General features: G+C 61.3%; 17 protein-coding genes. 8 read left to right on the top strand and 9 right to left on the bottom strand.

What is annotated here, in order from left to right:
• Nucleotides 1-107: 107 nt before the first annotated feature.
• The 6 genes from H043_RS0103495 to H043_RS0103470 all read right to left on the bottom strand — a co-directional run bounded on the left by H043_RS0103495 (nucleotide 108) and on the right by H043_RS0103470 (nucleotide 8,014).
• Nucleotides 108-932 (bottom strand): ABC transporter permease, encoded by an 825-nt coding sequence (locus H043_RS0103495; RefSeq protein ID WP_027610729.1) that lies wholly within the window; start codon nucleotides 930-932, stop codon nucleotides 108-110.
• Between the two features lie 12 nt (nucleotides 933-944).
• Entirely contained in the window at nucleotides 945-2,192 is a 1,248-nt protein-coding gene (locus H043_RS0103490; protein ID WP_027610728.1) for an ABC transporter permease, read from the bottom strand.
• A 194-nt stretch (nucleotides 2,193-2,386) separates the two neighbouring features.
• Complete coding sequence (locus H043_RS0103485) at nucleotides 2,387-3,430, bottom strand: ABC transporter substrate-binding protein (RefSeq protein WP_027610727.1); 1,044 nt, start codon at nucleotides 3,428-3,430, stop codon at nucleotides 2,387-2,389.
• 48 nt (nucleotides 3,431-3,478) lie between these two features.
• A complete protein-coding gene (locus H043_RS0103480; protein ID WP_007966453.1) occupies nucleotides 3,479-4,603 on the bottom strand; it encodes an ABC transporter ATP-binding protein in 1,125 nt (374 codons plus the stop codon).
• Nucleotides 4,604-4,861: 258 nt separating this feature from the next.
• A complete protein-coding gene (locus tag H043_RS0103475; RefSeq protein WP_177325596.1) occupies nucleotides 4,862-5,503 on the bottom strand; it encodes a response regulator transcription factor in 642 nt (213 codons plus the stop codon).
• A 114-nt stretch (nucleotides 5,504-5,617) separates the two neighbouring features.
• Nucleotides 5,618-8,014, bottom strand: coding sequence for a transporter substrate-binding domain-containing protein (locus H043_RS0103470; RefSeq protein WP_027610726.1), 2,397 nt, complete (start codon nucleotides 8,012-8,014; stop codon nucleotides 5,618-5,620).
• Nucleotides 8,015-8,088: 74 nt separating this feature from the next.
• Here H043_RS0103470 and H043_RS0103465 point away from each other — a divergent pair, with 74 nt between their 5' ends.
• Entirely contained in the window at nucleotides 8,089-9,078 is a 990-nt protein-coding gene (locus tag H043_RS0103465; RefSeq protein ID WP_027610725.1) for an alpha/beta hydrolase family protein, read from the top strand.
• Nucleotides 9,079-9,214: 136 nt separating this feature from the next.
• On the opposite strand, the gene H043_RS0103460 is transcribed toward H043_RS0103465, so the two are convergent.
• Genes H043_RS0103460 through H043_RS0103450 form a run of 3 tightly spaced genes read right to left on the bottom strand, consistent with a single transcriptional unit; the run spans nucleotide 9,215 to nucleotide 11,671 of the window.
• Nucleotides 9,215-9,982, bottom strand: coding sequence for a TerB family tellurite resistance protein (locus tag H043_RS0103460; RefSeq protein ID WP_027610724.1), 768 nt, complete (start codon nucleotides 9,980-9,982; stop codon nucleotides 9,215-9,217).
• 1 nt (nucleotide 9,983) lies between these two features.
• Entirely contained in the window at nucleotides 9,984-10,655 is a 672-nt protein-coding gene (murU, locus tag H043_RS0103455) for an N-acetylmuramate alpha-1-phosphate uridylyltransferase MurU (RefSeq protein WP_027610723.1), read from the bottom strand.
• Nucleotides 10,652-11,671, bottom strand: a complete 1,020-nt coding sequence (locus H043_RS0103450) for an aminoglycoside phosphotransferase family protein (protein ID WP_027610722.1) — start codon at nucleotides 11,669-11,671, stop codon at nucleotides 10,652-10,654. The genes murU and H043_RS0103450 overlap by 4 nt, the downstream gene beginning before the upstream one ends.
• Nucleotides 11,672-11,801: 130 nt before the next feature.
• On the opposite strand from H043_RS0103450, the gene H043_RS0103445 reads away from it, so the two are divergent.
• The 7 genes from H043_RS0103445 (at nucleotide 11,802) to glpE (ending at nucleotide 19,435) form a co-directional block, all read left to right on the top strand.
• Nucleotides 11,802-14,600 (top strand): LPS-assembly protein LptD, encoded by a 2,799-nt coding sequence (locus tag H043_RS0103445; protein ID WP_027610721.1) that lies wholly within the window; start codon nucleotides 11,802-11,804, stop codon nucleotides 14,598-14,600.
• Entirely contained in the window at nucleotides 14,581-15,897 is a 1,317-nt protein-coding gene (gene surA / locus H043_RS0103440) for a peptidylprolyl isomerase SurA (RefSeq protein WP_027610720.1), read from the top strand. The genes H043_RS0103445 and surA overlap by 20 nt, the downstream gene beginning before the upstream one ends.
• A complete protein-coding gene (gene pdxA / locus H043_RS0103435) occupies nucleotides 15,894-16,883 on the top strand; it encodes a 4-hydroxythreonine-4-phosphate dehydrogenase PdxA (protein ID WP_027610719.1) in 990 nt (329 codons plus the stop codon). The genes surA and pdxA overlap by 4 nt, the downstream gene beginning before the upstream one ends.
• Nucleotides 16,880-17,698, top strand: a complete 819-nt coding sequence (gene rsmA / locus H043_RS0103430; protein ID WP_027610718.1) for a 16S rRNA (adenine(1518)-N(6)/adenine(1519)-N(6))-dimethyltransferase RsmA — start codon at nucleotides 16,880-16,882, stop codon at nucleotides 17,696-17,698. Before pdxA ends, rsmA begins: the two co-directional genes overlap by 4 nt.
• A 112-nt stretch (nucleotides 17,699-17,810) precedes the next feature.
• On the top strand, nucleotides 17,811-18,191 hold the full coding sequence (gene apaG, locus H043_RS0103425; RefSeq protein WP_027610717.1) for a Co2+/Mg2+ efflux protein ApaG: 381 nt from the start codon (nucleotides 17,811-17,813) through the stop codon (nucleotides 18,189-18,191).
• Nucleotides 18,191-19,072, top strand: a complete 882-nt coding sequence (locus H043_RS0103420) for a symmetrical bis(5'-nucleosyl)-tetraphosphatase (RefSeq protein ID WP_027610716.1) — start codon at nucleotides 18,191-18,193, stop codon at nucleotides 19,070-19,072. The genes apaG and H043_RS0103420 overlap by 1 nt, the downstream gene beginning before the upstream one ends.
• Nucleotides 19,073-19,105: 33 nt before the next feature.
• Entirely contained in the window at nucleotides 19,106-19,435 is a 330-nt protein-coding gene (gene glpE / locus H043_RS0103415) for a thiosulfate sulfurtransferase GlpE (RefSeq protein ID WP_027610715.1), read from the top strand.
• Nucleotides 19,436-19,717 lie beyond the last annotated feature (282 nt).

The raw sequence follows: 19,717 nt of genomic DNA, 5'->3' as shown, positions 1-19,717 counted from the left end.
TGGGAGGGGGCTTGCTCCCGAAAGCGGTGTGTCAGTCGACATCTGCTTCAACTGATCCACCGCTTTCGGGAGCAAGCCCCCTCCCACAGTTTTGACCGGGTTCGTCCTCAGACTTGGGCGGTACGCAGTTTTTCGCTGCGGCCACGCAGCCATTCAAGGGTCAGCAGCAGGATCACCGAGAAAGCGATCAGCAAGGTTGCCGCCGCCGCAATCGTCGGGCTGAGGTTCTCGCGGATCCCGCTGAACATCTGCCGTGGCAGAGTCGCCTGCTCGGGGCCGGCGAGGAACAGCGTCACTACCACCTCATCGAACGACGTCGCGAAGGCAAACAGCGCCCCGGAAATCACCCCCGGTGCAATCAGCGGCAAGGTTACCCGGCGGAACGCCGTCAGTGGCGATGCACCAAGACTCGCCGCAGCGCGTACCAGATTGTGGTTGAACCCCTGCAACGTCGCCGACACGGTGATGATCACGAACGGCACACCCAACACCGCGTGCACCACGATCAGCGAGAAGAAGCTATTGCCCAGTCCCAGCGGTGCGAAGAACAGATAACTCGCCACACCAATGATCACCACCGGCACCACCATCGGCGAAATCACCAGCGCCATCACCAGCGCCTTGCCGGGGAAGTCGCCACGGGTCAGGCCGATCGCGGCCAGGGTTCCGAAGACCATCGCCAGCACGGTCGCCGCGGGGGCGACGATGATGCTGTTCTTCAGCGAACGCATCCATTCCGCCGAGGCGAAGAAGTCCTGATACCAGTGCAGGGAAAAGCCCTGCAGCGGATACACCAGGAAACTGCCCGAGTTGAACGACAGCGGCACGATGACCAGTACCGGCAGAATCAGGAACAGCAGGATCAGGCCGCAGAGGATCCGCAAGCTGTAGAACCACACCCGTTCGATGGGCGACATGTAAGGACTCAGCATTTCAAATTCCCCTTAGCTCAGGCGCAGGCGACTGGCGCCCACCAGCCAGCTGTAGATCAGATAAAGCACCACGGTCGCCAGCAGCAACAAGCCGCCCAGCGCAGTGGCCATGCCCCAGTTGATGCTGGTGTTGGTGTAGAACGCGACGAAGTAGCTGACCATCTGATCGTTCGGGCTGCCGAGCAGCGCCGGGGTGATGTAGTAACCGATGGCGAGGATGAACACCAACAGGCAACCGGCACCGACGCCGGCATAAGTCTGCGGGAAATACACCCGCCAGAAACTGGCGAACGGATGGCAGCCCAGCGAGATGGCGGCGCGCATGTAGGTTGGCGAGATGCCTTTCATCACGCTGTAGATCGGCAGAATCATGAACGGCAGCAGGATGTGCACCATCGAGATGTAGACCCCGGTGCGGTTGAACACCAGCTCCAGCGGCTTATCGATGATGCCCATCGCCATCAGTGCGCTGTTGATCAGTCCACCCGATTGCAGCAACACGATCCACGCCGCGACCCGCACCAGAATCGAGGTCCAGAACGGCAGCAGCACCAGAATCATCAGCAGGTTGCTCTGCCGTGATGGCAGGTTCGCCAGCAGGTAGGCCAGTGGATAGGCGAGGAGCAGGCAGATCACGGTGATGATCAGGCCCATCCAGAACGTGCGGGCGAAGATGTCGAGGTAGATCGCCTGATCCGGGGTGGCCGGGGCCAGTTCGCCGAGATCATCTATACGGTGATCCACCGCCGCCAGCAGGTAGTAAGGCGTGATGCTGCTGGTGTTGCGTTTGACCGCTTGCCAGTAGGCCGGATCGCCCCAACGCTCATCGAGCGCTTCGAGGGCTTCTTTATAGGAGGCCGGTTCGCTGGCGAAGGGCAGCGCCCGGGCGGTTTTGGTCAGCAGGCTGCGATAGCCGGCCAACTCCATGTTCAAGCGCTTGGACAGATCGCCCAGCGTCTGGTTTTTGCGGGCTTCGGCGAGATCTTCGCCGGCCGCTTTGTACACCGGTTCAGCGGGCAGGCCACGGCCGTCCCAACTGGCGATGGCCGCCACGGTGCGCGGCATGCCGCCGACCACTTCCGGGTTGCCGACGCTTTTGTAGAGCAGCGCCACGATCGGCACCAGAAACACCAGCAACAGAAACAGCACCAGCGGCGCAATCAACGCCTGGGCCTTCCAGCGGTTGACCCGCTCGGCGCGCTTGAGCTTCTGCTTCAAGGTGGGGCTGGCGCCCTCGTTCAGGGGAACGGCGATGGCCATGACGTACTCCGCAAATCTTTGATCGTTACAGAGGTGGCGAACCACCTCTGTTGTGTTGAAACACAGCTACCTGTGGGAGCGAGCCTGCTCGCGAAGAGGCCAGCACATTCAACATCTATGCTGGTTGATCTACCGCTTTCGCGAGCAGGCTCGCTCCCACAGGGGTAGGCAAGCCCACCATCACCAGGCCTTGCTTATTTCGCAGCCCAGGAATTGAAGCGCTGCTCCAGTTGCTCGCCGTTGTCAGCCCAGAAGCTGACGTCGATCTGCACCTGGTTGGCGATGTTTTCCGGGGTGGTTGGCATGTCTTTCAGCACGTCCTTGCTCAGCAGCGGTACGGCTTGGGTGTTGGCCGGGCCGTAGGCGATGTTTTCCGAGTAGGTCTTCTGTTGCTGCGGCTGAACCGAGTAGGCGATGAATTTCTTCGCCGCTTCGGCGCGCTTGGCGTCCAGACCTTTCGGGATGGCCCACGCATCGAAGTCGTAGATGCCGCCGTTCCACACCACTTTCAGGTTGGATTCTTTCTGCACGGCGGCGATGCGACCGTTGTAGGCCGAGCTCATGACCACGTCACCGGAAGCAAGGTATTGCGGTGGTTGCGCGCCGGCTTCCCACCACTGAATGCTCGGCTTGAGTTCATCGAGTTTCTTGAACGCGCGATCCTGCCCTCCCTTGCTCGCCAGCTCTTTATAAACGTCCTTCGGTGCAACACCGTCGGCCATCAGCGCGAATTCCAGGGTGTACTTGGCGCCTTTGCGCAGGCCACGCTTGCCCGGGAATTTCTTGGTGTCCCAGAAATCGGCCCAACTGGTTGGCGCGGTTTTCAGCTTGTCGGCGTTGTACGCGAGCACGGTCGACCAGACGAAGAAGCCCACGCCGCATGGCTGAATCGCGCCTTTGACGTAGTCTTCAGTCTTGCCGAACAGCGCCGGGTCGAGCTGTTCGAACATGTCTTCATCGCAACCACGGGACAGCTCTGGCGATTCGACTTCCACCAGATCCCACGACACGCTCTTGGTGTCGACCATGGCTTTGACCTTGGCCATTTCGCCGTTGTACTCGCCGGCAACGATCTTGCCGTTGCCCGCCGCTTCCCACGGTGCGTAGAAGGCTTTGACTTGCGCCGCCTTGTTCGCCCCGCCAAACGACACCACAGTCAGATCGGGACCGGCGGCCATAGCGCTGGCCGCACCCATCAGGCCCAGGGTCAGGGCGGTGAACTTCAGGGATCTCAACATTTATTGTTCTCTCCACGTGCAGGGTTGGTGTTGGTATTGCCGGGGCGCTTAGTGCGCCTCTAGAAGAGGATCGAGTGCGCGAACGTGCTCGACCTGCCAGCCAAGCGGAACCACGTCGCCGACCGCGAGCGCTGGATCGAGCTCGGCAATCGGCTGTTTCACGAAGAAGTCGGTCTTGCCGCAGACTTCCAGGCGCACCCGGACGTGGTCGCCCAGATAGATGAATTCCGCCACCCTCCCTGAGAAGCGGTTGACGCATTGGTCGCTCGAACCGTTGAGGCTGACGCGCTCCGGACGGATCGACAGGGTCACCGGTTCGCCGGTCTGGCCGACGTTGACCGCCAGCGCCTCGACCTTCTCGCCCCGGCCCAACTCGACCACGCAACGCTCGCCGCTCTGGCTGAGCAGTCGGCCGTTGAGGCGGTTGTTCTCGCCGATGAAGTTGGCGACGAAAGTGTTTTTCGGTTCTTCGTAGAGCGTGCGCGGTGGCGCGATCTGCTGGATCTCGCCCTGATGAAACACGGCGACGCGGTCGGACATGGTCAGGGCTTCACCCTGGTCGTGGGTCACATAGACCACGGTCACGCCGAGGCGCTGGTGCAGGTGTTTGATCTCCATCTGCATGTGTTCGCGCAGTTGCTTGTCGAGTGCGCCCAGCGGTTCGTCCATCAGCACCAGTTGCGGTTCGAACACCAGCGCCCGGGCCAGCGCTACACGCTGCTGCTGACCGCCGGAGAGTTGTGCCGGATAACGCGAAGCGAAGGCGTCGAGCTGGACCATGCTCAGGACTTTCTTGACCTTGTCGCTGACGTCGCTCTTGTTCAGGCCACGTACGGTCAGCGGGAAGGCCAGATTCTCGGCCACGGTCATGTGCGGGAACAGCGCGTAGTTCTGGAACACCATGCCGATGTCGCGCTTGTGCGGCGGCACGTTGTTGATTGCACGGCCGGCCAGGAGGATTTCGCCGGCGGTCGGGGTTTCGAACCCGGCGAGCATCATCAGGCTGGTGGTCTTGCCCGAGCCGGACGGTCCGAGCAGAGTCAGGAACTCGCCTTTGCGAATGTCCAGGTTGAGGTCTTTGACGATCAGGTTCTCGCCGTCGTAGCTCTTCTGCACTCCACGAAAGCTGACCAGCACGTCACTGGCCCCTGCGTTTGAATCGACCTGGCTCATACCCACACCTTTGTTATTGGTAACTGCTGTGGATTAAGCCTAGTGGCTGGCGCCAGCCACGCAAATCGGGGCGCAGGAGAGAATCGCCTCAGCCGGATGGAAGGTTGGGGGTAGGGATTGCCCTACAAGGATGGCGCGTTTTGGCAAGCGAGCGACGAGCGCCATGCTGCGAGCCGCAAGAACAGGCAAAAGCGCCTGTCGCTAATGGATATGCCCGCAATGGCAAGCCCGCTCCCACAATTTTGATTGCGGTAATCTTTAGAGGAGTTTGTGTTCCATCGCGTATTTCACCAGTTCGGCCAGCGAGGTGATATTGAGCTTCTGCATCAGTCGCGCCTTGTGGGTGCTGATGGTCTTGCTGCTCAGCGCCAGTTGCTGGGCGATGTCGTTGACGTTGGCGCCCTGGGCCAGGCGTTCGAACACCGAGAACTCACGCTCGGACAGCAGCGAATGCAACGGACGCGTGTCGGTCAGGCCGACTTCGAAGACCATGCGGTCGGCCAGTTCCGGGTCGATGTAGCGTCCGCCGGCCGCCACTTTGCGAATCGCCGTCAACAACAATGCCGGATCGCTGTCCTTGGTCGCATAGCCGGCGGCGCCGACCTTCAGCGCACGGGCGGCCATTTGCGCCTCGTCGTGCATCGACAGCACCAGAATCGCGGGTGGATTGTTCAGCGCGCGAATCCGCGGGATCGCCTCCAACCCATTGACGCCAGGCATCGAGATGTCCAGCAACACCACTTCACACGGCACGCTGCGTAGGGTTTCGAGCAACTGTTCGCCATTGCTCGCCTCCCCCACCACTTGCAGATCCTTGGCCAGGCCGATCAATTGCTTGATGCCTTCACGGACGATGGTGTGGTCTTCGGCTACCAATACACGGATCACGTTGTTCTCCATTATTCTTATTCAGCGCCAAGGTCATTCGCGAGCAGGCTCGCGCCCACAGGGAAGAGCATTCCAATGTGGGAGCGAGCCTGCTCGCGATAGCGTCAGCTCAAACACCACAAACCTTCAAACCTCACTCACCGGCACCCACACATTCAGACTGGTGCCCTCCCCCGGCTCACTCTCAAGCAACAAGCGTCCGCCCATGATCAGCACCCGCTCGCGCATACCGACCAAACCAAAGGACGTCGGCCGATCCGCCGCAGCGACAAAGCCTACGCCATCGTCGCTGACCGTCAGACACAACTCGTCGCCTTCCAGCGCCAGTGTCAGCTCCACAGTATGCGCCTGAGCATGGCGCATGACGTTGGTCAGCGCCTCCTGCAGGATTCGGAACAGCCCGATCGCCTTGGCATCGCTGAGCGCCGGCAGATTGTCCGGCACCTGCACCAGACACGGAATCTGCGTACGCGCCTCGAAGCGCCGCGCCTGCCACTCGATCGCTGAAGCAATCCCGGCATCGAGAATCGGCGGGCGCAACGCCGTCGCCACATCACGCACCAGCTGGAACAACTGGGCGATCAGGCGCTTCATGCTGTTCAAGCGCTCGTGCAGCCCCGGGTCGAGCTGCGCATAGGCCAGTTCGCACATCGAGGTTTCCAGTTTCAGCACCGTGAGCATCTGCCCCAGTTCATCGTGCACTTCCCGGGCGATCCGCGCCTTTTCTTCTTCGCGCACGCTTTCCAGGTGCGCCGACAATTCGCGCAGTTGCTCGCGGGAGGCGGCCAGCTCCAGCTCGATACGTTTGCTTTCGCTGATGTCCCAGACGATGCCGTCCCAGACATAGGCGCCATCCTCCAGCTGTCGGGTGATTGCCTTGATCTCGGCCCAGCGCTGCTCGCCCTGACGGGTGAGGATGCGACCCTGCCACGACCAGTCACTGTCAGTGTCCAGCGCTTGATCCTGAGTCTGGTGGTAACTGGCCCTGTCGTCCGGGTGCACCAGACTGCGCAAGCCCATGTCGCGATGGGCGATGGCGGCCGGCGCATAGCCGACCAGACTCTCGCTGCCCTCGCTGATGTAGGCGAAATCGATCTGCCCGGTCACCGGCGCCCGCTCCAGGCGAAACACCAGCCCCGGTACGTTGGCGGCGATGCCTTGCAGGCGCGCTTCACTTTCCTGCAACGCGGCCAGGGCGCGGCGGCGCTCGGTGACGTCGGTGAGATAAACCACCAGATACTCGCTGTCGCGAAAACGCAGAAAACTCAGCGAGACGTCCGCCGGCAGGATGCTGCCATCGGCGCGCACGCAACTGGTTTCAAAACTCAGCGGCCCTTCTTCACTGGCCCGCGCGCGTTTCCACAGGTTGAGCCAGCGATCCATGTGCAGGCCGGGTTCGAAGTCGATCAGCGGCCGTTCGATCAGCGCGCCCTGTGGATAACCGAGCATGTGCTCCGCAGCGCGGTTGGCGTAGCGCACATGGCTATCCCAGTTGACCCAGAGAATGCCGACGGTGCTTTGGTCGATGGAAAACTGGGTCAGGCGCAAGGCTTCTTCGCTGGCCGCGCGCAGGGCGATGTCTTCACGTGCAGCCAGCAGACGCTGTTCGAGGCTGTGTTGCTGGCGTCGTTGCCAGACAACGATGGCCAGGCAACTGAGCAACAACACCGCAAACAACAGGCTGAGGTTCTGCCAGAACCCCGGCGATTCCGTCAGCCGTGGGTACTTGGGTTGCAGCCATTGGTTGTGCAGGCGCTCCAGATCCTTGGCCGGGATCGCTCGCAAGGCGCTTTCGATGATCCCGGCCAATTGCGGCCAGTCGCGCCGCGTGGCAACCCGCAACAGCTGCGGCAAGCCGATATCGCCGACCACCACCAACCCGGCGAACTCAGGTTCGGCGGACAACCGCCCGAGTTGTGCTTCATCTATCACGGCGTAGGACGCTTGCTGAGTCAACAACAGTTGCAGCGCCTGACGCTCCAGCGGCACGCCTTGCAGATTCAGGTGCGGATAATTGCTGCGCAAATAATCGGCGGTGACGCTGGGCATGCGCACCGCGACGCGGGACAGGCTGTCGAGCTTTTCCAGCTCGACCACGCCGCCGCTCTTCTGGTCGCTGACCACCAGTTGCGGCACACGCATGTAAGGATCGGAAAACAGCCACAGGCGCAGCGCACCCGGGGTCTGGGTCAGGCCCGGGGCGATGTCGATTTCGCCTTCGCGGGCGGCGTCTTCCAGTTGCGCCAGGTCCTGAAAATTGCGCCAGCTCAGCTCGACGTTCAGCGTCTTGGCCAGCGCTTTCATCAATTCGACATTAGCCCCGGACAGTCGCTGCAAGCGCCGGTCGTATTGCGCGTACGGCGCCTGCAATACCAGGCCAGCACGCAGCTCACGGTGCTGCGCCAGCCATTGCTGCTCGCCGGGCGTCAACAGCGCTGCATGCGCCGCCGGCGCAGACGCCGCCCAGCCCATCAAGGGAAAACACAACCAGCCGATAACCCACAGGCAGCAAAAACGCATCATTGAAGTCTCTTGCACTGACAAATTCTGACCAACCCATTAGGCTGCCGGGATACTTTTCTGGCCTGGAATAACCGATGCCCTCTGTCTACCGCCTGGCAATGCCAGCATTGTGCCTGTCGCTGATCCTGCCTTGTGCGTTTTCCGTCGAAGCCGCCGATCCGGCGCCCGCCTCCACCGCCGAGCAACCGGCCGCCGAAAAACCGGCCGAACGCCAGCCACTGCTTGAGCGTAGTCAGGAAGAAGCCGCAGCACTGGAACGCAAAGTCCCGGCACAAGAACAGCAGCAATTGCAGGCCGGCGCCGATACTTTCCTCGCCCTGTGGAAACCGGCCAACACTGCCGAGCCCAAAGGTGCGGTGATTATCGTCCCCGGCGCCGGCGAAACCGCTGACTGGCCGCAAGTGATCGGCCCACTGCGCAGCAAATTGCCCGATGTCGAGTGGAGCAGCCTGAGTATCACCCTGCCGGATCTGCAAAGCGATGTCATCGCACCGCGGGTGATTGCGCCCGCCGCCGCGCCGAAAGCCCCGGAAAGTGGCAGCAAGGATTCCACCACTGCGCAACCGATCGAACAGGCGGCGGGCGGTGAAGCGGAAGTGGCGGATCAGGTGGTCGCCGAAACGACTGAAGAACAATCCAAGGCTGATGCCGAACGGATCTTTGCGCGGATCGATGCGGCGATCGCCTACGCCGAGCAGCAAAGCGCACGCCGGGTCGTGGTCCTCGGTCACGGTACGGGCGCGTACTGGGCAGCGCGCTTTCTCAGCGAGCGGCAGAGTTCCCAGGTCGAGAAACTGGTGATGGTCGATGCGCAAACGCCGAGCAAGGCCAAGCCACAATTGGCCGAGCTGACACCGACCCTGAAGTTGCCGACCGCCGACATTTTCTACATGGACAAGGCGCTGGATCGCAACGCGGCGCTGGAGCGCATGCAGGCCAGCAAGCGCTTGAAGACTTCGACCTTCAGCCAAGTGGCGCTCAAGGCGTTACCGGATAAAAAGGCTGAGCAGGAACAAATGTTCCGGCGGGTGCGTGGCTGGTTGAATCCGCAGAAGACTGACTGATAGACCGAGTCGCCCCATTCGCGAGCAGGCTCGCTCCCACATTTGAATGCATTCCATCTGTAGGAATGCGATCAGTGTGGGAGCGAGCCTGCTCGCGATGAGGCCATTTCAGCCGCCCCATCTTTAACGGCAACGATCAGCGAAAATCCCGCCGCGCCCGAATCAGGGTAAACGCGTTGTGCAGCTCGCGGGTTTTCTCGGTCGCGTCACGCACCTGCTCCGGCGTCGCGCCGCTGCCGGCGATCTTGTCCGGGTGATGACGACTGAGCAGCCGGCGATAGGCGCGCTTGATCTGCGCCGGCTCGCTGGTCGCCGACACCCCGAGCAGGCGCATCGCTTCCTGATAACTCACCGCGGCACTGACAATCGGCCGTTTATTGGGCTCGTAATCATTGGCCAGCGCCTGAATCTGGTGGGTTGTCCAACCCAGCCACTTGCCCCACTGCGCCAACAATTCACGCTCACTGACGCCCGCACGACCGTCGGCCCAGACCATCCGCCAGCAGGCGCGCAACACGCCTTCGGCGGCATGCGGCTGAGCACTCAGGCGGCGCAGATAACCGCGCAGGCGGTCGCCGCCGGACTTGCCGCGATTAAACGCAGCAATCGCCCGCCGCCGTGCCGGCTCGCTCATTTCCAGGGCGTTCATTTCATGGCGCGCCTGCTGGATATGGCCGTCCGTCACTCGCCCGTCACTTTTGGCCAGACGCCCGAGCAACACGAACAGCAATTCGTCGTTACGCAACATCGGCCGTCCGCCGAGTTTTTCCCGCAAGTGCCCCCAGCTTTGCAGGTGCAGGCGCCGATCCAGCGCCTGTCCCAACAATGCCCCAAGCATGGCCCCCGGAATGCTGGCGATCGCAAAACCCGCTCCGGCTCCAATCAGAGTCCCTGGCCACAACATATCAACGACTCGCTTCTATCAATGCTTCAGCTTCGGCCAGACGCTCATGCGTACCGACATCCACCCAGTGACCTTTCAGACGCTCACCGCTGACCTGTCCGTCAGCCATGGCTTTGCGCAGCAGTGGTGCGAGCTTGAATGCGCCGTCCGCGCAGCCATCGAACAGCTGCGGATGGAGCACGGCGATGCCGCTGTAGGTCAGAGTTTGCGCGCCTTGCTGGCCATCCTGTACCCGGCCGTCAGTCAGGGTGAAATCGCCCGTCGGATGATGAGCCGGGTTGTCCGCCAGTACGAGATGCGCCAGACCGTTGATCGGTTGATGCAGCACGCTGAAGTCGTAATCGGTCCAGATATCGCCGTTGACCACCAGGAACGCATCGTCACCGAGTAACGGCAAGGCGCGGAAAATGCCGCCGCCGGTTTCCAGCGGCTCACCTTCCGGCGAGTACTGGATGCTCACACCGAACTGCGAACCGTCGCCCAGGTAATCTTCGATCTGCTGACCGAGCCAGGCATGGTTGATCACGATCTCGCTGAAACCAGCCGCCGCCAGCGCGCGCAGGTGATATTCGATCAACGGCACGCCGCCGGCACGCACCAGCGGCTTGGGGGTGGTCAGGGTCAGCGGGCGCATGCGCTCGCCCTTGCCTGCCGCCAGAATCATCGCCTTCATGCGCTCACTCCGCCACGCAGACTGGCGAGCAATGCCTGCAGATCCGCCAGTTCAGGACGGCGCGCGATCACCGCTTCTATATAGGCGAAGAAACGCGGCACGTCGGCCAGGTAGCGCGGCTTGCCATCGCGATGGCAGATCCGCGCAAAAATGCCGATGACTTTCAGGTGGCGTTGTACGCCCATCAAGTCGCTGGCGCGCAGGAAGTCTTCGAAGTCGGCCTGCACCGGGATGTCCAGCGCCGAGGCTTGCTGCCAGTAGCTTTCCAGCCAGCCACGCACGCGCTCTTCAGGCCAACTGAGGAAGGCGTCCTTGAACAGGCAGGTCACGTCGTAGGTGACCGGGCCGTAGACCGCATCCTGAAAGTCGAGCACGCCGGGATTTGGCTCGCTGAGCATCAGGTTGCGCGGCATGTAGTCGCGGTGCACCAGCACTTTCGGCTGGGCCAGGGCGCTGTCGATCAACAGATCGCTGACGGCTTGCCATTGTTGCTGCTGTGCCGCGTCGAACTCGATGCCGAGTTCGCGCTTTACGTACCACTCGGGGAACAGTTCCAGCTCGCGGCGCAGCAGTGCCACGTCGTAACTCGGCAGCGGTGCGACCATCGGCAATTGCTGAAAAGCCAACAGCGCCTGCAGGGCATCGCTGAACAAAGCGTCGGCATTTTCGCTGTCGATTACGTCCAGATAGGTCTTGTTGCCCAGGTCATTGAGCAAAAGAAATCCGCGTTCGAGGTCTTCTGCATAAATTTTCGGCACGTTAATTCCGGATTTCGCCAGCAAAAAGGCGATATCCACGAACGGTTTGCAGTTTTCCTGGGGCGGTGGCGCGTCCATCACGACGAAACTGCGACCCGCGCCTTCCCAACGGAAATACCGGCGGAAACTCGCGTCGCTGCTGGCCGCGGTCAACGTGGCCGGGGGCACGGCGCCCCAGCCCTGATCTGCAAACAGGATTGCCAACTGCTCATCGAGCCAAACTTTCAGGTGTTGCAAGCGTACATCTTGGTCAGGCATTGCAAGGGTCTCCGACGGCGCTAGCCGTCAAGCGGGTCATGCTTTATTATCCAGCATCTTTTTCAGACCATCGAGAGGCGTGCGGCCCACACCGCGGGCAGATGGCACGCAGGAAGCCCGGACTAATAAGATGGCATTGAAATCCCCCGCGTTTCGTAAAAAATTTCCGTTGTTGGTAACCGGCAGTCTGCTGGCTATGCAACCTCTGGCCAGTCAATTCGTTGTTGCCGCCGAGCAGTATGACTGCGCCGTCTCGGCAACGGGTGGCTGGGCGTGTGCGCCCAAGACGCCGGCAGCTGCATTGCCGCCGCGTCCGGTGCATGACGGCAGCGCTGTCAGCGCCGCCGGCGAAGCCCCGACCCAGAACGGTTCCACATCCGACACCGGCGCCAAGCCTGTGCTGGTCACCGAAGCCAAGGGCCGCGGTCTGAAATCCCGTAGCGAAGACTACAGTCACCTCGACTGGGTTCCGCGCGAGAAGCTCACCGCCGCCCAATTGGCCGAGACCGGTCCTTACTGCTCTGGTTCCTATATCGAACCGATTCGTCCTGGCATGAATGACAAGACGAATAAAAGTGACGCACCGACCTTTATCGGCGCCAAAGCCTCGCGCTACAACACCGAAGATCAGGTGGGTACGCTGGCCGGCGACGTGGTCCTGCGTCAGGGCAGCATGCAGGTCGAGTCCGACGAGGCCAGCCTGTATCAGGCCGAGAGCCGCGCCGAACTCAACGGCGACGTGCGCATCCGCGACAACGGCGCACTGATCGTCGGCGACCACGCCGATGTGCAGCTCGACACCGGTGAAGCCAAGGTCGACAACGCCGAATACGTGATGCACAAATCGCGCATCCGCGGTAACGCGCTGTACGCCAAGCGTGCCGAAAACGCGATCATTCGCTTGAAGGACGGCACGTACACCACGTGCGAACCGAACAGCAACGCCTGGCAGCTCAAGGGCAACAACATCACCCTGAACCCTGCCACCGGCTTCGGTACCGCGACCAACGTGACACTGCGGGTCAAGGACATTCCGATCCTGTACACGCCGTACATCTACTTCCCGATCGACGATCGTCGTCAATCGGGCTTCCTGCCGCCGACCATCGGCACCGGCAGCGATACCGGCTTCATGCTGGTGACCCCGTACTACTTCAACCTGGCGCCGAACTACGATGCCACGTTGTACCCGCGTTACATGAGCAAGCGCGGCATGCTGGTCGAAGGCGAGTTCCGTTACCTGACCAAGTCCAGCGAAGGCCAGTTTGGTGCGGCGTATCTGAACGACGAAGATACCGATCGCAGCAAGCAGTCCGATTACGAAAAAAATCGCTACATGTACAACTGGCAGCACAAGGGCGGTCTCGACTCCCGTGTGATGACTCAGGTCGACTACACCAAGATCAGCGATCCGTATTACTTCCAGGATCTGACCACTGATCAGATCGGCGTGAAGAGCGCTGACTTCGTGAACCAGCAGGGTTCGGTGACCTACCGCGGCGACAGCTACACCGCTCGCTTGAATGCTCAGCAGTACCAACTGGCTACTGTTTCGAACATCACGCCGTACGGCCGTCTGCCGCAGATCACTTTCAACGGGCAACTGCCGTATCATCCGGAAGGTTTGAACTTCGATTACGAGACCGAGATTGTTCGGTTCGATCGTGATCTGCAAAACGGCAACTTTACCAATGAAGACGGCACCATCTCGCCTCGCCTGGATACAAACGTTCAGGGCCTGGCGCGCGCCAACGGCGATCGTCTGAACCTGAAGCCGGGCGTCAGCCTGCCGATGAACTGGACATATGGTTTCCTGAAGCCATCGCTCAAGTACCAGTACACCCAGTATCAACTGGATCTGGATGGCACTGGCAAATCGCAGATTGCTGCAATGTCGCCGGAAAACCAGAAGCTCAATGGCAAGTTCGACAGCAACCAGAACCGTGGCGTACCGATCGCCAGCGTCGACAGCGGTCTGTACTTCGACCGCAACACGTCGTACTTCGGCAAGAACTATCGCCAGACCCTGGAACCGCGGCTGTTCTACCTGTATGTACCCAAGGTTGATCAGGAAGACATTCCGGTATTCGACACCAGTGAATACACCTTCAACTACGCGTCGCTGTTCCGTGACAACCGCTTCTCAGGCTCCGACCGTGTCGGCGACGAGAACAAGCTGTCGCTGGGCGTGACCAGCCGCTGGATCGAAGACGACGGTTTCGAGCGCCAGCGTATCAGCGTCGGTCAGGCCTACTACTTCAAGGATCGTGAAGTACAACTGCCAGGCATCGCGTTCAAGGATCGCAAGGACGCCCAGTCCGACGTATCGCCATACGCGCTGGAATACGAATACCGCTGGAACCGCGATTGGCGCACCACTGCCGACTACAACTGGGATCCGGACAGCCGCAGCCCTCGTTCCGGCAGCGCGATGTTCCATTACCAGCCTGAAGACAACCCGAACAAGGTGGTCAACGTCGGTTATCGCTATCGCAACGACCAGGTTCGTTACGATCAGAACACCGGTAAATGGTCGGTGGGTGGTGGCGACTACGGCACGCCTGGTCAGCCTGGCTACGTGAAGGACTACTACAAGATCCAGCAGCATGACTTCTCGGTCATCTGGCCGATCGTTCCGCAGTGGAGCGCGATCAGCCGCTGGCAGTACGACTACAACCGCAACCGTACGCTGGAAGCCTTCGGTGGTTTCGAATACGACAACTGCTGCTGGAAACTGCGCCTGATCAACCGTTACTGGGTTTCCTACGACGAATTCAGTCAGGAAGCTCCGCAAAACGAAAAAGGCGACCACGGCGTCTTCCTCCAAATTGTTCTGAAGGGACTCGGCGGCCTGACTGGCGCCAAGGTAGAGAGCTTCCTCGACAAAGGCATCCAAGGTTATCGTCAACGTGAAGACCAAGCTTTCTGATTCTCTGCGCCCGCTGCTGCTGGGCGCGCTGTTCCTGGGTACTGCGGCCAACGCCGCAGTACAGTCCATCGATAAAGTGGTCGCGATCGTTGATAACGACGTGGTCATGCAGAGCCAACTGGACCAGCGCGTCCACGAAGTTCAGCAGACCATCGCCAAACGTGGCGGCGGCATGCCGCCTCCAAGCGTGCTGGATCAGCAGGTGCTCGAGCGCCTGATCGTCGAAAACCTGCAACTGCAGATCGGCGAGCGTTCCGGGATCCGCATTACCGATGAAGAACTGAACCAGGCTGTTGGCACTATCGCTCAGCGTAACAACATGACTGTGGATCAATTCCGCGCGGCTCTGGCTCACGATGGCCTGTCCTACGACGACGCCCGTGACCAGATCAAGCGCGAGATGATCATCAGCCGTGTGCGTCAGCGTCGCGTGGCAGAGCGCATCCAGGTCTCCGAGCAGGAAGTGAAGAACTTCCTCGCCTCCGACCTGGGCAAGATGCAGCTGTCCGAAGAACTGCACCTGGCCAACATCCTGATTCCTACACCGGAAAGCGCCAACTCTGATGCGATTCAGAGCGCTTACCGTCAGGCGATGGACGTTTACCAGAAGCTCAAGCAAGGCGCTGACTTCGGTCAGATGGCCGTTGCCAAATCCGGCAGCGACAACGCTCTGGAAGGCGGCGACATGGGCTGGCGTAAAGCTGCGCAACTGCCACCGCCGTTCGATCGTGAGCTGAGCAGCATGGCCGTTGGCGACATCACTCAGCCTGCACGTACCCCAGGTGGTTTCATCATCCTCAAGTTGCTGGCCAAACGTGGTGGCGAAGCGCAGATGCGTGATGAGGTGCATGTGCGCCACATCCTGGTCAAGCCAAGCCCGATCCGTGACGAAGCCAAGACCAAAGCCCTGGTGCAATCGCTGTACGAGCGCATCCTGGCTGGCGAAGACTTCGCTGAACTGGCGAAGAACTACTCCGAAGACCCGGGTTCGGCGCTCAACGGTGGCGACCTGAACTGGATCGACCCGAACGCACTGGTACCGGAATTCCGCGAAGTGATGGCCAAGACCCCACAAGGTCAGCTGTCCAAGCCGTTCCAGACTCAGTACGGCTGGCACGTACTGGAAGTCCTTGGCCGCCGCGCCACCGACAGCACCGAGCAGGCTCGCGAGCAACAAGCGATGACCGTTCTGCGTAACAAAAAGTACGATGAAGAGCTGCAGAACTGGCTGCGTCAGATTCGTGAAGAAGCCTACGTAGAAATCAAACTCCCTGGTGCAGACCAGGCAGCGCAGTGAAACCCAAGCGTTTCGCGCTGACACCCGGCGAACCAGCCGGCATCGGTCCCGACCTGTGCCTGCTGCTCGCCTCGCAAGCCCAGCCACACCCCCTGATTGCCATCACCAGCCGCGACCTGCTCACCGAGCGGGCCGCGCAGCTGGGGCTGGCCGTCACTTTGCTGGAAGTGGCACCCGGTCACTGGCCGGATGCGCCAGCAGCGGCCGGCAGCCTGTACGTCTGGGACACCCCGCTGAGCGCTGCCGTGGTTGCCGGGCAACTGGACCAGGCTAATGCTGCCTTCGTTCTGGAAACCCTGACCCGCGCCGGCAACGGCTGCCTGAACGGCGACTTCGCCGGGATGATCACCGCCCCTGTACACAAGGGCGTGATCAACGAATCCGGCATCCCGTTCTCCGGACACACGGAATTTCTCGCCGACCTGACTCATACCGCCCAAGTGGTCATGATGCTCGCCACCCGCGGCTTGCGCGTGGCACTGGTCACCACCCACCTGCCGTTGCGCGAGATCGCCGATGCGATCACGCCGGAACGGCTGGAGCGGGTCACGCGGATTCTGCACGCCGACCTGCAAGACAAATTCGGCATCGCCCGGCCACGCATCCTGGTCTGTGGGCTCAACCCGCACGCCGGTGAAGGCGGACACCTGGGCCATGAAGAAATCGACATCATCGAACCTACCTTAGAGCGCCTGCGCGGCGAGGGCATGGACCTCCGTGGCCCGCTGCCTGCCGACACTCTGTTTACCCCCAAATATCTGGAGCACTGCGACGCAGTGCTGGCGATGTACCACGACCAGGGCCTGCCCGTGCTGAAGTACAAAGGCTTCGGCGCCGCAGTCAACATTACCCTTGGCCTGCCGATCATCCGCACCTCGGTCGATCACGGCACCGCCCTGGATCTGGCCGGCAGCGGCAAGATCGACACCGGCAGCCTGCAGGTCGCCCTGGAAACCGCCTACCAGATGGCCGAGACCCGTTTATGACCGAGCAATACCAACACAAGGCGCGCAAACGCTTTGGCCAGAACTTCTTGCACGACGCCGGCGTCATCGACCGCATCCTGCGCTCCATCAGTGCCAAATCCGGCGACCGCATGCTGGAAATCGGCCCGGGCCAGGGCGCGCTGACCGCTGGCCTGCTCAACTCCGGTGCGCAGCTCGACGTGGTGGAACTGGACAAGGACCTGATCCCGATCCTCAACCAGCAGTTTGCCGGCAAGAGCAACTTCAACCTGCATCAGGGCGATGCGCTGAAGTTCGACTTCAACACCCTCAACGCTGCGCCGAACAGCCTGCGCGTGGTCGGCAACCTGCCGTACAACATCTCAACGCCGCTGATTTTCCACCTGCTGAACAACGCCGGCATCATTCGCGACATGCACTTCATGCTGCAGAAGGAAGTGGTCGAGCGCCTGGCCGCAGGCCCGGGTGGCGGGGACTGGGGTCGTCTGTCGATCATGGTTCAATATCACTGCCGTGTGGAACACCTGTTCAACGTCGGCCCGGGCGCGTTCAACCCGCCGCCGAAGGTCGACTCGGCCATCGTCCGTCTGGTGCCGCACGCGGTACTGCCGCACCCGGCCAAGGATCATCGCCTGCTCGAGCGCGTCGTTCGCGAAGCCTTCAACCAGCGTCGCAAGACCCTGCGCAACACCCTAAAGCAATTGATGACCGCTGCCGAGATCGAAGCCGCCGGCGTCGATGGCAGCCTGCGCCCCGAGCAACTGGACCTGGCCGCATTCGTGCGCCTGGCCGACAAGCTCGCCGAGCAGGTTCCTGCCGCCCCCGCCGCCGACTGACGGCGATGAACGCTATCGGGCAGGCCGCCACTCTGGTTTACTGCCCGATACTTGCCTAGACTGATTCCCCATCAGCTACGCCTCGCGTCCGCTTTGCTTAAGGCCCTTTTGCATGTCCGACTCTCGTTATCAGGTCGACGTCAGTGTCGTTACCCGCTACCTGGCAGAACAATCGCAACCCGAGCACAACCGCTTCGCCTTCGCCTACACCATCACCGTGCAGAACAATGGCGAGCGCCCTGCCCAGCTGATGTCACGACATTGGGTGATTACCGACGGTGACGGGCATGTCGAAGAGGTTCGCGGCGCTGGCGTCGTCGGCCAGCAACCGCTGATCGAGGCTGGCAAAAGCCACACCTACAGCAGCGGCACGGTGATGACCACTAAGGTCGGCACCATGGAGGGCACTTACGAAATGGTCGCCGATGACGGCAAGCATTTCGACGCGATCATCAAACCTTTCCGCCTCGCCGTCCCCGGAGCCCTGCACTGATGACGACGTACGCCGTCGGCGACCTGCAAGGCTGCCTCGAACCGCTCAAATGTCTGCTCAAGCAAGTGGCTTTCGACCCGAAGCTCGATCGGCTGTGGCTGGTCGGCGACCTGGTCAACCGCGGCCCGCAATCGCTGGAGACCCTGCGTTTTCTCTACGGCATGCGCGATTCGCTGGTTTGCGTACTGGGTAACCATGACCTGCACCTGCTCGCTGCGGCCAACAACATTGAGCGCCTGAAGAAGTCCGATACCCTGCGCGAGATCATTGAAGCCCCCGACGCAGCCGATCTGCTCGAGTGGCTGCGCCAGCAGAAACTCATGCACTACGACGAACAACGCGAAGTAGCCATGGTGCACGCAGGCATCCCACCGCAGTGGTCCTTGCGCAAGGCCCTGAAGTACGCGGCCGAGGCCGAAGCGGCACTGCGTGACGACAACCTGTTTCCGCTGTATCTCGATGGCATGTACGGCAATGAGCCGGCGAAGTGGGACAGCGAGCTCACGGGCGTGACCCGCCTGCGCGTCATCACCAACTATTTCACCCGCATGCGCTTCTGCACTGCCGAGGGCAAGCTCGACCTCAAGAGCAAGGAAGGTCTCGACACTGCCCCGCCCGGCTATAAGCCATGGTTCCAGCACAAAGAGCGCAAGACCCGCGGTCTGCGCATCATTTTCGGCCACTGGGCCGCGCTGGAAGGCGATGTCCGTGAACCGGGCATCTCGGCACTGGACACCGGTTGTGTCTGGGGCGGCAGCCTGACCCTGATGAACGTCGACAGCGGCGAGCGCGTGTCATGCAAATGCGATGAACACGGCGGGCTTGCGCCATCAGTCGCACCACTTATCCCCGAAACTCCACCAGTCAGCGCCCCGCGTTAGACTGCGCACTCTGCCGAGCTACAGGAACCCGCCATGAGCGAATTCAAACGAATCCCCCCGGAACAGGCCCATGCCCTGCGTGAGCAAGGCGCAGTCGTGGTCGATGTCCGTGATCCTGCAACTTTTGCCGCCCTGCATATCAGCGGTTCGAAGCATCTGGACAACCACTCGCTGCACGCCTTCATTCAAGGCGCCGACCTCGATGCACCGACCGTTGTCGTCTGCTACCACGGCAATTCCAGCCAGGGCGCGGCCGCCTACCTGATCAGCCAGGGCTTCTCCGACGTCTACAGCATGGACGGCGGCTTCGAGCTGTGGCGTGCGACTTATCCGTCGGAAACCGCGCAAGGCACCGCCGAATAATTTTTTTGTCACGCGCAGGCCCCGGCTGCCGTGGGCCTGCGCGCGGCAGACGAACGGTCTGCCACAACTAATTACGTATCTCGCCTTTACCTCTCGAATTCCCAACTATCCTTAAGCCCAGGCCATCCAAAACAGGGGAGAGCCGGTACACCGGCGCACGGGTCATCGGGAGTGACTTTCAAGGTTGTCGACCGCGAAAGTGTTCTGGGGGGTAAACAAGCGGCCACCACGGCTGCTTGCCAGCATCGACTGAGTGATCCGGCGTCGGCTCCACGTATCGAG

It is taken from the genome of Pseudomonas sp. URIL14HWK12:I6 (genome assembly GCF_000514195.1).
GTDB classification, from domain to species: domain Bacteria; phylum Pseudomonadota; class Gammaproteobacteria; order Pseudomonadales; family Pseudomonadaceae; genus Aquipseudomonas; species Aquipseudomonas putida_A.
This window is presented reverse-complemented; position numbering and strand designations above follow the sequence as displayed.